Source organism: Paenibacillus sp. NPDC057934 (genome assembly GCF_042887565.1).
In the GTDB taxonomy this organism is placed as follows: Bacteria; Bacillota; Bacilli; order Paenibacillales; family Paenibacillaceae; genus Paenibacillus_AQ.
In genome coordinates this window covers 103,692-116,707 of record NZ_JBHVPB010000004.1, presented here as the reverse complement: position 1 = coordinate 116,707, position 13,016 = coordinate 103,692, and the positions used below count along the sequence as shown (strand labels likewise).

Genomic DNA, 13,016 nt, shown 5'->3' with positions numbered 1-13,016 from the left:
TCATCCATATTATCAATATAACAAATATTGGAATTTGTTTTATCATAGTACAATTCTTGAAAAATCTCAAATTTTAGCGCATGAGAGGACTTTCCCTCCGAAAAACTGACAACATGCAGAAAAACCACCTTCAAAGGTGGTCTCACTGGAATAACATATAATTCACTTCCACTCGTCAGCCAAAATGGCATAAACGCAATCATCATACCAGGCATCATTCATTCGGTAACTTTTGATAAAATGCGCCTCTTTTCTAAACCCCAGATTCTCCAGAAGCTTGATCGACTTCAAATTGTCAGGATCCACTGATCCTGTAATTCTATGCTTACCCAGCCCAGTGAACAAATAATCGATCACGGCCCGAACTGCCTCAGAGGCATATCCTTTACCTTGGAATTCAGGAGAAAGCGTATATCCTAATTCAACTTGAAAACCATCCTCCATAAAATGAATGCCGACATCACCGACAAGCTGCCCATCCTTCAGACAAATAGCAACTTGAAACCATGAATCGCTGGTATTCGGTACGACAGCCAGATTGTCTGAGATAAACTTCTCAACCTCATTAATATCCTCTGGTCGCCATGATTGATATTTATACACCTCAGGCATCGCACGATATCTAAAAAAAGCCTCTCTATCTTTCATTTCCAGCGTTCTGATTAATAATCGTTCTGTTGTAGTTACATCGAATGTACTCATATGATGCCTCCAATTTATATAAAAGCTGATGATTCAGCAATTCACAATATATAGACGTATTGTCTGCAAGAACTTCATGTTTATACTAGCCTAAAATACTGTTGTGTTCAATAAATAGGCATAACATTAGTGTCTCCTAACCCCAACGGTCCTTTCAAATTCAACCCACGGTTGAACAAAACTATATTCACTCATCTTGGAATAAATGGAATTTCCATTGCAAGCTCTTATAATAAAAGGTAACGACGTCGTAATACACTTTTTGGGAGATGTAACTATGTTGAGTAACGAAAAAGTCGGGAACAGAATCTCAATGCTCCGAAAAGAAAAACAATTATCGCAAGAACAACTGGCCGAGCAATTAAACGTTAGTGCCCAGGCGGTTTCTAAATGGGAGACGGGAAAATCTCTGCCCGAAACAGCCACCCTACCTCTACTATCCACTGCACTCGGCCACTCGATTGACAGTATTTTGATGCCTCAGCAATTGGTTGTTCTCTATGCAGCATACACCGATGGCCATGAAAGTTATGATGTTACTCATTTCGTTAACCAGTTCGTTGTCGGCAATCATCTCACATTGATCGTAAATGAGCAGACTTTTCCCAATCGTATTAATAGTAACCGGACCAAACTGCTGCTGATCAAATATCAGACCCCTTCCGGGACTTATGCTACTTATGTTCAGCAAAATAACCAATTAGTACTTGATCTCAAAACTGAGGGTTATCCATTGCAGCCAAAAGAACTGGAGATTGTGTTTGCTGCCTATGGCAATGAACAAAAAAATCAAAATATCTTAAGCAAGATGAAACATTATGAATACTTTAAATGGGAACATTTTACCGCAAATCACGAACTGTTCCCTAGCCTGATCGACAATACCGGAGACGATTTCCTTTTGCTTGTATATGTTAACGCCATGGGTATTCATGCAATAAGCTGCCCGGAGGGCGATAGAATTCATTACGCACCGGATCGTTCTCGCCTGTTTAGAAGCGACTCCCAGAATGATTATTATATTGTAGAGAACGTGGAACGTCTTGGTTTTGGTCAAGGAATGGATTGTTCCTGGGCAGGTGCTCTTTGTCTTTCATTGAAGACCATGGGACAAGAAACAACCTATGAAACGGTGATGGGTGCTTCAGGAGCATGCTGGAGGATCGCTTTTAACCCCGTTTGGGACTATAGCTCTGCTGATGGAATTGTGGGTTACGACTATGCCAGCCTGGCATTCAAAGCCTACGGACTTCAGGTTAGCTGGGCAGACCGCATCACACCCGAGGAACGTAAACTGGAGAAGCAGATGATTATGACCAGCATCAGAAAACATGAGTTGCCGATAGCCATCAACCTCCGTGTAGCTCACGAATGGGGGGTCATCACCGGCTACCTGGATGGTGGGAAAACTTTACTTTGCCGTAGCTATTTTGACGAGGAGACCTTTGAAGAGCTTAAAGACGACCCAGAATTTCAGGAGTACATGAAAACCACCAAGGGATATCTGAATGTGGACCACTGGCCATTCGTCATCATTCGTTTTAACGGCGAATCAGTTAAGCCATCCGCTCTAGAGAATCTTTACACTTCACTCCAGGCCAAACTGGACTCCATGAAGGACCCGGAAAATAGAGGATATAAACTGGGATACCAAGCCCTGCAAGAATGGCAGGAAGGCTTGCTCGATGAACAATGGTATCAACATGCGAACGATCAGGATTTTGCCAGAAGGTTAGGTGTCAATCACTTTTGTATGATGGCTCTGACCGATGCTAGAAGAAGTGCGGCAGTATATTTGAATCATTGCCTTTCAACTTTGGGAACAACGTCTTCAATGAACAAATACTTAAATCAAATGACGGATATCTACAATGAGATTTATGCTCAGCTTCAGAATTTCCAGAACAGTCTGACCGACCCAAAAGCTCTGGCAGCTTTCAGCTCCCCCAAACAAGCCTGGACGAGGGAGCAACGACAGCTGCAAGCCGATTTATTTCAGTCCATTATGGATCTGGAGTACTGTGGAGATGAGTTAGCTGAGAGAATATTGGAGGGTAGGGAGAATTAATAAGAAGGTCAAGAAGGAGCTTTTGTCCAAGCTCCTTTTTTCTAATATGGGTGCTGGAACTTTACTAGATGGCTCCACTGGTTTCGAGGGTTGGCTTCAAACAAATAAAAACTCATATTTGCGTATTTGCAATCTCAGGATCATCGAGACTCTCCCCAGTTCTTCATCATGTTGCTCTATAAATTGTAAGACTGAGGAGTGATCAAATCGAAGGGTTGTCTCCAGAGCACGTGCTTGTTTCGAAAAGTCTTTACTAAATGGTTTGGCCTTCACATTCCTTAAAGCCACATCTGTAGGCATACTGAATGGATAATCCGTTATATCTGATAGTAAACTCAAGCCATGATCAAAATATGGGCAATGTCTATATCCCGTTGGCCCATGTATAAAAGCAATATTGTTCAAGTGACGGTCTTCATTCAACAAAAAAGCATCCAGTCCCAACATTATTGGGAAGTACTCTAAAGTATCCAAATTTATCTTATCGCGAAGAAATTCAACAATGAAAAGTACCGCATCACGTGTGCTTTGATCACGAAGTACGTCATCAAACTTAATACCGTAACTTTCCAAAATTCGATGCAAAGAAATAAGACTCTCCCCTGGTAGGAGGAAATCTTCAGAGTAACACCCCTGATAATCAATACTGTCGTTTTCTCTCAATATACACTGACTACAAGGAACTACTAACTGGGGATGAATATTTGAACGTTTGGTCATTTCGTATGCTACCCATTCTGCCAAACCTTTATAGCCAAATTTATTAGCTTTTCCCCATACGTTTCCCATTTTCCATTTCAGCTAATCATTTATAAAACGTCGGAAATCTTACATTCGTCAAAGGTTCCAAACAGACAACAGAATCTCGATTTTTCTGACAGAGTGCCCCTATTGATTGACCTAGTACTACCGTTAACACCAATAGATGAAAAAAAGACACCCTCAAAGGTGTCTTTACTTTACTCCATATGGAGCCGAAGGGAGTCAGAATTCCCTTAACTATACTGAAATGAATAGCCGGATTATAATGGCTTGAAGTAAGAAACTATCCCATCTATTATCTACTCAAATTCATACTTCTTTATCAATCGAACGCATTGCGAATTTCAGAAAATTCATTGGGGCAGTTATAAATTTTTTCCCATTGTCTTAACACTTCAGGCATTGGTATGTTCTTCGCACTAAAATTTCGAATCATTATATGAGCCAATCGAACGGATGCAACACGAAGCTCGCCTTTCGGAACAGCTACAAACATCTCATCTATTTCAGTAACCATACTCTCTTTCTGTAGACAATGTAGTCCCATCAACAAGGAGTCTTCGATCTCAGACGATATGATTTCAGGAGCAAGTCGAATTGCCTCATGCATCACATTGATCGCGGAAACCAAGTGCTCGTTATTACGCCATAAAATCTGTTGAGCAATCAAAGTAAGCAGCTGCTGAATTTCTTCCTGAGTCATAACACCCTTTTCTTTATACTCGATTGACAGGATAGCTGTATCAAATAAAGCTAGCTTTTGATAAGAGCTTCCCTTAAACAGATGGAAAAGTAAAGTATCGTTAACATCGATTGTTACATCACACTTTTTCGCCCATAGAAATTCTAAACTCGGATGCGTAAGTTGGTTTTTCCGCAATACATCTAAAATTCGCTCCATGATTTCACGTTCTGAAGTCGAAGGATACCACTCAATTGAGATAAGTAATAAGCGGGTTAACGTTTTTACAAGATGAAACAATTGTATGCGTGCAATACTATCCGTGTTGAAGAAGCTGGTTTTCCCAAAATGATGAACGAGACGATTTTGTATAGCTTCACAGATTAGCAAAAGTGCAGGAATGTCCTGTATAGTGAATATCTCATGAAAGACTCCGCTACGGAATTCATCCAGCAAAGAATCACGATCCGAAATAGAAGTTTTTTTTTCGTTTGCTCGTTCCTGTAAATCGGTTAACAACAATGTCCTCATAATTTCTTTAGGGTTTATCTCGATTGGATGTGGCAACATTAAGCTAAACATTCGGTTAAAATTCGCTAATTTTACAAAACCATCTTCCCAAAGCAACGTTCCTAGTCGCTCATCCTGATCTCCAGTTAAGATTCCATTGCATGAAAGAATAGCAAGGCGTTCAAGTGCTGGCAATTGCAGCTCAGAGGTAGATAACGCTTGAGTCAAAATGTTCTCTATCCCAGGGAAGGCTTCTTTACGTGGGTCAGGCTTATTAGTTGGAATATCTAAGAAAGCTAATGGATCTGGGAAGTCGTGTACCATTCCCGCTTCTCGGAGGGGCATAGGGAAACTTAATAGAATGGAAATATGATCCATCTGCTGTGCCTTTGTAAATGCATCTATCAATCGCCAGGTCAGCTTATCTATTTTTTTATAGTGCAAACGACGATCACTTTCATAAATCTCGAGCAAAAACTGAAGTAACTCATCAAGAACAGGTAATGTACACTTACAACAAAGCTGTGATAATAGCAGTGGCAGTACTCCTGCGGCAAATTCTGCAAAGCTTTTTGAAAAAAAATAATCGGCAGTTTGAAGCTCTCCCTTAGTGCGACGAAGCGCATCTATATAAATTCTACACAGCTCGTTTGCTGTTGATGCGGACATTTTATAAAGAGCTGTTCGGGATAATACGGCTTCAACTGCTTTTTCCTCATTTGCGCGCGCAATTGTAACAATAGACCACACAAATGAATAGGGTGCGATTCGCTCTACCGCTCCAACCGCAGCTTTATTTCCGCTAGTAACATTATGGATCCGGAAAGGATGGCCAGTCTCTTCACGGAAACGAAGGAAGGCATACGCAGTAAGAATATCTTTATCTTCCCCAGTAGTAAACGAAAGTGTGCGCCGTCCAAAATCAAAGGAAGGTTGTTCACCCTTAGCTCGGAAATCTTGACTAGGCACAGTCAGAAGTAACTGAAACCGTTCGTCTTCTGTATTCCAATCTGTTGTAAATTTTTTATGCATTTGACGGCGTTCAACCTCAGTATCCGACAGCTCACCCCAAGGTTGCCCATAGTCCTTCTCTATAGAGATCGCCTGTTCAATATGGCCCTTCAAGGACATTAATGCACTCTCATAAGAGAGCAACAGCAGACTTTGTTCATTGCTTTGTAGTTGTCTCCTTACTAGTACAAGTGAATTTTGTAGCAGTTCTTGTGCCTGTAGCAGTTCGTTGCACTCAGCTAATAGCCCTGACTTTCGTAACACCCACTCAGGGGATTGTTCGTTAACATTCCATAAATTAAGATGTATCTGCAACTCTTTATAGTCAAAATTAAACGTATAAGACAAACAAAGTTCATAAGATAAACGATTCAACTGCTCGTCTTGCATCATGACTGACTGAGATTGAATCTGTTTAAATAGTGTGTTCCAACCCTCATTATCACCACTTTCACGTAGATCACGTAAGAGAGAAATCTGGATAGACAGACACATTTGTTGATCGTCGGTGGTAGTGCCAAGATTACGCTCCAAAATTAATTGATAAAATTCCAGCTCCCACTGGAAAGGAGGGCGTAAACATTTCTCCCGTAACCAGTCATATTCAAACAATAGAGAAAGTTCATTTTCTTGTGGTTCCTTTATAACGGAGCACAGCAATTCTTCTACTTTCCTTCTCAAAAATCCAACTTGATTCCGTATAGCATAAGGAGGAACTATCCATCCCGGATATGCTTTACGTATCTTTTGAAGGAGCAATATGGTCTTTGAGAAAGGTGCTTGTTCCACCTCGTGAAGACTGTAAATTCCAGGCCAAGTTGGTTGGGCGGTGCGAACACTTTCCAAAAGATGATTAAGTAAACCTTCATATTTTTCGCGAGGATTGCCTTCAGGTGCAAATGAAGCGATGTTAAGAACAACTACTTTCTTTCGATCTAAAAGTTTTTTCTGAGCATGAGGATAATCTTCATGAGAAAAAAGGTAAATTTGAGGGGAATTTTCTAGCCCCAGATTATCATGTATCCAGCCGACCCACTGATTAAAGTTGGGGTCATCTCCTGAAAAACCGATTAAACAAAGAGTATTCTCAAGTAATGACTGCTGTACAGTATTAATAAATGGGGCAAATTCCCGTGGATATCGACGATAGTCTTCGGAGGTAATAATAAAAGGTCGATGTGAGGGAAACGTTCCATGAAGTTTAACAATTCGAGGAGCATCTGAACTGGATACCAAGTCTTCCTTACAGGTGATTATATTGAAACGTTTACTTGTTATTTCTTGACAGGCACGCTCAAGCAAGGTGTCATAATTAGTGGTGAATATATCTCTCCAGGGAAGATTAAGTAGTTTGGTATGTAATATAGAAGGACTGTACTGGGCATCAGGGATCCTAGAAATCAGCAGTTGGTTTAATACAGAACGTCCATAAGCGGCTTCAACCTGTTCCGCGAGAGAGAGTGGACTAAGGTACTGAATTCCTTCAGGCTTACAGGAATTCAGCTTTTCATAAAATGTATCAGCTAGTTCATTCCATGTGGGAAACGTAGGCGCAAAGAGTGATCCACTATCTGCATTCCTACTAAATCCAGCTCCTACGAGCACAGCGCAACGATTCGCCCTCAGACTTTCGATGATTTGTTTAAGATATTGTTCTAACTCTATTGATGTTTTCTCCGCCATTACTTTATCCATCCCCCTTATCGTGTTTCATTTCAGAATAAACCAACTTAAAAGCCAAGTTCCACCATTCTTTGGTATCCTTTTATGTCTGCCTCTAAAAAGTCCATTTGAAAATAAAACACCCGTGAAGACCATGCACTTCAGAGTCTATAAATCATAAATCCGCCTTAATATTTTATCATAGTTCCCAATCTTCCCGTGTAAGTTATTACTTTGAAAGAATATAAGTTGTCGGAAGATTGAAGACGTTGTCGCCCGGTTTATCTAAAATAACAGAGAATCCATTATGAAAGCGAAGCTTCAGCTAACAACAAGAAAAGAAGCAGCCAAATCATAGGTCCGTTTTTCTGATACACCACATGGAGCCAAGCCATGACTTTACAAATCCCAAATTCCCGGAGTGTGATGTAAAGCCAATAGCTCCAACTATCATGTCCCTTTAGCGCGACCCCCTCAAGAAGTAGATGCTGTAGACCTCCCCATAATTCTAACTAGTGATTCTTGTAATTAATTCTGCCAACATAGAGCTTATATAAGCGCTATTAAAAAATTTTCAGTCAAATGAAGAGGACGACCACTGGCCTGTGCAAAGGAGCTCCCGCCCATTGATTTGTAATTGAGATAAAAATTTAATCGAGTCTGATTTAAATTAAAGCTCCGCAAGCTGCTCATGCAGAGATTGCGAGAATTTCAATTATGCATTTAATGTCTTGTGCTGTAGATCCAAAATATCTTTTAATCAAAAATTCAAATGATTAAGCCACTGGGTCAACGCCGACAACGGTCCCGTTCTAAGTTCTTCTTCAATAGAAATCGCATCCTCGGGGTAATCTGTTATGATACCGTCCACACCCATACTGAAGAATCGTCGCATGTTTTCGGTGTTATTCACTGTCCAGACATAGATAGGCTTATGATGCCTTTTGGCCGAAGCAATGACCGATTCTTTGATCATATATTCTTCCATCACGACAAAGTCGGCATGGATCTGCCCCATATCCGGGACACCGGCGAACAAAATATAACCCACCTGAAGCTCAGGCGCCGTGGCTTTGACTTGTTGCACGATTTCATAATCCAGCGATTGCACAATGCAATCCTTTTCAAAATGATTTTCGCGCACAATCCGGATAAATGTATCCACCAGATTTTGTTCCATTCCATGTGTTTTGATTTCAATGTTTAGTTTTATTTTACCTCTGGCCACATCCATCACTTCTGCCAGACTACTGATTCGTCCTGTGAAATTCCCCTGCTTCACTTGCAACTGTCGTAATTCATCAATTGTCAGATCATACACCTGTGCATGGATACCTGTCAGACGCTTCAAATTGGTATCGTGTATGACGGCAAGGTCTCCGTCCTTGGTCTCCAACACGTCAATTTCTGCATAATCTGCCTGCGCCTCAATAGCACCCTGTATGGACTCAATCGTATTTTCCGGCCCCTTCGAAACATATCCTCTATGGGCCATGATCTGGGCTTTTTGATCCTCCATCTGCACTCCATCTATGGCTGGCAGAAGAGCAATTGCCGCTGCGAATACAGTAACTGAGCCCAGCACGATGATCTTTCTTTTATGCTTGTGTAGCAATCCTTGATTCTGAATGGAACGGTCTTCCTGACTCTTCGGCTCAGGGAGCTGCAGCACGACATCATTCGGGTTCTCCTTCACCATGTACAACCGGGTAATTGTGGTAATATAAAGCGGCAGTAAAAATAATGTTGCCAGGTAGAGGGATAGTACAGCACTCTTCAGAGCGACGATCCGCACAACACCAGCAAATACCGACTGCTGCTCCCACAGGAAGTATAGAAAACCAACAGCCCCGACAAAAGCTACAATCAACAGAATGACAACGAGCAGGTAAAGGAAGAATACCGACAGCATAACCACTAATATGCGGAGATGTCTTTTTTTAAGGAGTGCAACGCTCTTTTTCGCCGCTTTCCGAAAGCTTGCCGCCCCCTCGATCACCACAATATGAAGCAAAAAGGTCCAGCGAACATTGAAGAATAACATGACCCCAAACACGCCAATCAGCAGCAGTGTTCCTCCGCCTGTTTTCACTAACTCGCCCGTGATAAAATTCGGAATTTCCAAAGCAGGAAGTAACGTAGTGCCTACCCCCGCACCGAGCGGAAGAAACAGCAGCAGATAGATCACTAACCCTAAAAAGCCTATTTTGAACAGAGACCGAAGATAGGAAAGCGACTGCAAAAACGCCGGAATTAGTCCGATCCGCTGTCTCTTCTGACCATAATACGAGAGAATAATCAGAACCGATAGCTCTATAAAAATCAGCAGTGTGGCGATTGGAAGCAGAATCAGCATGCATAACAATCCATACTTACTCATCGCAAATTGCAGCAGTTCGTAATTGGTAGCTCCGGCAAACCCACTTAAGCGGAGAAATCCACGAAATATGGATGAAATGGCTGGAATAAAGACAAACAACGTTAGCAGCTTATACAGAATTTCGAAAATAAATATTTCACGGTACGAAAAGGCAAGCATCCGAAAAATATCAGCAATTTGTTTGTGTATGGGAACCTTTGCAACCTCGCTCATCATTTTACACCTGCTTGTAAAAAGCAGCCCACCCTCAACGGAGGATGGACCGCTTTTTCATTTCCCCTGATATACAACAAATTCTTCCTTATCTTCTACCTGGGCGGTTTCGATCTCATTCGCCTTATAATAGTCCTTCAATTCATCTTGGACGCTCTGCTCAGCTAACGGTACCTGGCTGCGGTAAGCGGCCCGGCAGATCACATGAGCAGCCACAGGAGCTGTCAAAAATACAAAGAAGATGCCCAAGATGAGACGGATGCTGAAGAAACCATCAGAAATTAAGAAATACAGCAATGTTCCAACAAGGGCACACAGTACGCCAAGCGTAGAACTTTTAGATGCAGCATGAGACCTTGTATACACATCGGGCAAACGCACATTTCCAATCGCGCTGATTAAGCTGAAAATGGCTCCAATGAGAATGAGGACGGCCCCGATGATTTCACCGCTTACGCTCAATGACAACACCTCTTTCAATAAATCTGGCGAAGGCAACTGTTCCAATAAACGAAAGGATTCCAATCAATAATATAAGGTCAAAAAAGGCATGTGTGTGCAGCAGCACAGAGAATACGGCAGTACTGGCGATCAGATTAATACCAATGGAATCCAAGGCTTGAACACGGTCTGCACTGGAGGGCCCTTTTACAATCCGATATAAATTGGCTAGTATAGCCAGCATTAATAGACATAATGCAGTGATCAACACCGTCTCAAATATCATTTTCTCGTCACATCCTTTATCGCTTTTTCAAAAACAGATTTTGATTTTAAGACAGAATCCATGGATTCAGGCATGTTCAGACCGTGGATGTATAGCACCTTGGAATCAGGGGTTACCTCCATGATGACTGAGCCTGGTGTTAAACAAATTAATAAAGATAGGAGCGTAATTTCCAAGTCCCCCTCCAAATCGGTTTCCACCTTGAAAATCCCTGGCTTAACATCAATTTTAGGACGGAGTACATGCTTCATGACCATCATCGCAGAAGTATTCAGCTCATGGATAAAGAGAATGAACAGTTTACCAATTGCGGCTAACGTGAATAGATAAAACGGCTTTTTAAAGAAACGGCGGATGCACATTAAAATAAACAGACCAACGAAGTAACCGCTGATAAAGTTTAATATGCTCATATCCTCTTGCAGAAACATCCACAAGTAGGCAATGAATATGTTGAGTAGCACCTGAACGGGCATGACTGTTTCCCCCCTTTAATCAAACACAGCCTGAATATATAAACTTGGATTGAGCAATTCCTCGGCAGCTTGAGCAACATAACCCGTAATCGCTTCAGCGCCGAGTCCCATAGCAACACTAGCCAGCGTCAACAGAGCGATCGGAAGCAACAAGCCTTTCGTTGTCCCTTTCTCCTCTTCTACACCCAGAATCGTTTCACCCCAAAAAGCGTTCATAAACAATTTGATCATAGAAAATAGAATGAACAAGCTGGCGAGCAGCCCGATTCCTCCAAGCCAATAAAACCTCGCTTCAAAGACGCCTTGCGTCGTAAATACTTTGCCAAGAAATCCGCTGAGCGGAGGAATTCCAACCATAGACAAAGCTGCGATGAAGAACATCCAACCTAACCCGGGGTGATGACGAATCAAGCCGCTAATTTTCTTCAAGTCACTTGTTCCTGTGAGATGAACAATGGTTCCCCCAATCATAAATACAAGCCCTTTAATCAGCATGTCGTGAATCAAATAATAAATAGAACCCGCTATGCCGGTGGATGTTAAAGAGACGAGTCCAGCCATAATAAATCCAACGCTTATGACCACATTGAAGGTTAATATTTTTCTCAAATCCCAATAACCGATCGCTCCGAGTCCACCTAGTATCATTGTAATAGCGGCTAATATCCCGATAAACATATGGGTAATTTGCGGTTCATGATAAAAGATGAGCGTAAACATTCTAAAGATGGCGTATATCCCTACCTTAGTGAGTAACGCAGCGAAAATAGCAGCGATTGCCGTTGGCGGCACGCTATAAGATCCAGGTAGCCAGAAGAAAAGCAATAGTCCAGCTTTCATAGCGAAGACGATCAGGAATAATAATGCGACGGTAGTAATTAACCCATCCTGACCAACCTCTGCAATCCGCATCGATAAATGGGCGAGGTTCAATGTGCCGGTCATAGAATATAAATAGGCTACTCCGATCAAAAAGAACGCCGATGCAATAATGTTCGTAAAAATATATTTGAGCGACTCGCCAAGCTGCCGCTGGCCTCCCCCCAATGTGATTAGCACATAGGAAGCAACCAGAAACAATTCAAAGAAGACATATAAATTGAATAAATCCCCTGTCAAGAACGAACCGTTGACACCTGTAATCAAAAACAAAAATAGAGGATAAAAGTACAGTTTTTCTTGTTTTCGGCCAATCGATGAAAAAGCGTAAATTAAGCAGCACACTGAGACAATGGAGGTAGCCAAAAGCAGCAAAGCACTGAACATGTCACCCACGAAGCTAATGCCGTAAGGCGCTTTCCAACCACCCAATTGTAAGGTTTGAATTCCGCCGTTTCTGATCTGACTCATCAATAGGACGGCAATGACACTGGTAGCCAACAGTGCACCCAAACTAAGAATCCGCTGTAGCTTTATATTTTTCTGGAATATAATGAGGACCATCCCCATCAATAGAGGAATGATAACCGGCGCGATCAACAAATTATTCAAGCTCATTCCCCCTTAATTGCTCCATGTCATCCGTCCCGAAGCTTTGATAAGCACGGTAACATAAAACTAGTACTAGCGCTGTCACGGCAAAATTAATGACAATCGCAGTTAAAATTAATGCTTGAGGAATAGCATCCGTAAAGTTCGCGACTTTCTCTCCCAGTAGAGGGGCACTCCCTGTCTTCAGACCGCTGGAAGTAATGAGCAGCAAATTAACCGCATGGCCCACAATGGATGCTCCAAGCACAATCCGCAGCAGTTGCTTAGATAGAATCAAATAGGTTCCAATGGATATTAAAATACCGACCAGTATGACCATTAGTGTCTCCATA

The 13,016-nt window shown here is 41.9% G+C and carries 10 protein-coding genes; 1 reads left to right on the top strand and 9 read right to left on the bottom strand.

Going from position 1 to position 13,016, the window contains the following annotated elements; all coding sequences use genetic code 11:
- Positions 1–162 precede the first annotated feature (162 nt).
- Positions 163–702, bottom strand: a complete 540-nt coding sequence (locus ACFVRY_RS10485) for a GNAT family N-acetyltransferase (protein WP_387499907.1) — start codon at positions 700–702, stop codon at positions 163–165.
- A 277-nt stretch (positions 703–979) separates the two neighbouring features.
- Between ACFVRY_RS10485 and ACFVRY_RS10480 the strand changes: the two genes are divergently transcribed.
- Entirely contained in the window at positions 980–2,770 is a 1,791-nt protein-coding gene (locus tag ACFVRY_RS10480; RefSeq protein ID WP_387499906.1) for a helix-turn-helix domain-containing protein, read from the top strand.
- A gap of 96 nt (positions 2,771–2,866) precedes the next feature.
- Here the strand turns inward: ACFVRY_RS10480 and ACFVRY_RS10475 are convergent, their stop codons facing one another.
- The 8 genes from ACFVRY_RS10475 to ACFVRY_RS10440 all read right to left on the bottom strand — a co-directional run bounded on the left by ACFVRY_RS10475 (position 2,867) and on the right by ACFVRY_RS10440 (position 13,015).
- Positions 2,867–3,559, bottom strand: a complete 693-nt coding sequence (locus tag ACFVRY_RS10475) for a HipA domain-containing protein (RefSeq protein ID WP_387499904.1) — start codon at positions 3,557–3,559, stop codon at positions 2,867–2,869.
- Between the two features lie 295 nt (positions 3,560–3,854).
- Positions 3,855–7,430 carry an SIR2 family protein gene (locus tag ACFVRY_RS10470; protein WP_387499902.1) on the bottom strand — a complete coding sequence of 1,192 codons (3,576 nt, stop codon included), beginning with the start codon at positions 7,428–7,430 and terminating at the stop codon, positions 3,855–3,857.
- 727 nt (positions 7,431–8,157) lie between these two features.
- Positions 8,158–9,993 carry a glycerophosphoryl diester phosphodiesterase membrane domain-containing protein gene (locus tag ACFVRY_RS10465; RefSeq protein ID WP_387499899.1) on the bottom strand — a complete coding sequence of 612 codons (1,836 nt, stop codon included), beginning with the start codon at positions 9,991–9,993 and terminating at the stop codon, positions 8,158–8,160.
- Positions 9,994–10,047: 54 nt separating this feature from the next.
- Positions 10,048–10,452 carry a Na+/H+ antiporter subunit G gene (locus ACFVRY_RS10460; protein ID WP_387499897.1) on the bottom strand — a complete coding sequence of 135 codons (405 nt, stop codon included), beginning with the start codon at positions 10,450–10,452 and terminating at the stop codon, positions 10,048–10,050.
- Positions 10,436–10,717, bottom strand: a complete 282-nt coding sequence (locus ACFVRY_RS10455; protein ID WP_379204881.1) for a Na(+)/H(+) antiporter subunit F1 — start codon at positions 10,715–10,717, stop codon at positions 10,436–10,438. The genes ACFVRY_RS10460 and ACFVRY_RS10455 overlap by 17 nt, the downstream gene beginning before the upstream one ends.
- Positions 10,714–11,193 (bottom strand): Na+/H+ antiporter subunit E, encoded by a 480-nt coding sequence (locus ACFVRY_RS10450; RefSeq protein ID WP_387499895.1) that lies wholly within the window; start codon positions 11,191–11,193, stop codon positions 10,714–10,716. The genes ACFVRY_RS10455 and ACFVRY_RS10450 overlap by 4 nt, the downstream gene beginning before the upstream one ends.
- A 15-nt stretch (positions 11,194–11,208) precedes the next feature.
- Positions 11,209–12,684, bottom strand: a complete 1,476-nt coding sequence (locus tag ACFVRY_RS10445) for a Na+/H+ antiporter subunit D (protein ID WP_387499893.1) — start codon at positions 12,682–12,684, stop codon at positions 11,209–11,211.
- Positions 12,677–13,015 carry a Na(+)/H(+) antiporter subunit C gene (locus tag ACFVRY_RS10440; protein ID WP_387499891.1) on the bottom strand — a complete coding sequence of 113 codons (339 nt, stop codon included), beginning with the start codon at positions 13,013–13,015 and terminating at the stop codon, positions 12,677–12,679. Before ACFVRY_RS10440 ends, ACFVRY_RS10445 begins: the two co-directional genes overlap by 8 nt.
- Between the last annotated feature and the right edge of the window lies 1 nt (position 13,016).

What these genes read in the sequence shown, in the direction of transcription:
- ACFVRY_RS10480 (WP_387499906.1), top strand. Translation starts at nt 980, where the DNA reads ATGTTGAGTAACGAAAAAGTCGGGAACAGAATCTCAATGCTCCGAAAA.
- ACFVRY_RS10485 (WP_387499907.1), bottom strand. Translation starts at nt 702, where the DNA reads ATGAGTACATTCGATGTAACTACAACAGAACGATTATTAATCAGAACG.
- ACFVRY_RS10465 (WP_387499899.1), bottom strand. Translation starts at nt 9,993, where the DNA reads ATGATGAGCGAGGTTGCAAAGGTTCCCATACACAAACAAATTGCTGAT.
- ACFVRY_RS10470 (WP_387499902.1), bottom strand. Translation starts at nt 7,430, where the DNA reads ATGGATAAAGTAATGGCGGAGAAAACATCAATAGAGTTAGAACAATAT.
- ACFVRY_RS10440 (WP_387499891.1), bottom strand. Translation starts at nt 13,015, where the DNA reads ATGGAGACACTAATGGTCATACTGGTCGGTATTTTAATATCCATTGGA.
- ACFVRY_RS10455 (WP_379204881.1), bottom strand. Translation starts at nt 10,717, where the DNA reads ATGATATTTGAGACGGTGTTGATCACTGCATTATGTCTATTAATGCTG.
- ACFVRY_RS10450 (WP_387499895.1), bottom strand. Translation starts at nt 11,193, where the DNA reads ATGCCCGTTCAGGTGCTACTCAACATATTCATTGCCTACTTGTGGATG.
- ACFVRY_RS10475 (WP_387499904.1), bottom strand. Translation starts at nt 3,559, where the DNA reads ATGGGAAACGTATGGGGAAAAGCTAATAAATTTGGCTATAAAGGTTTG.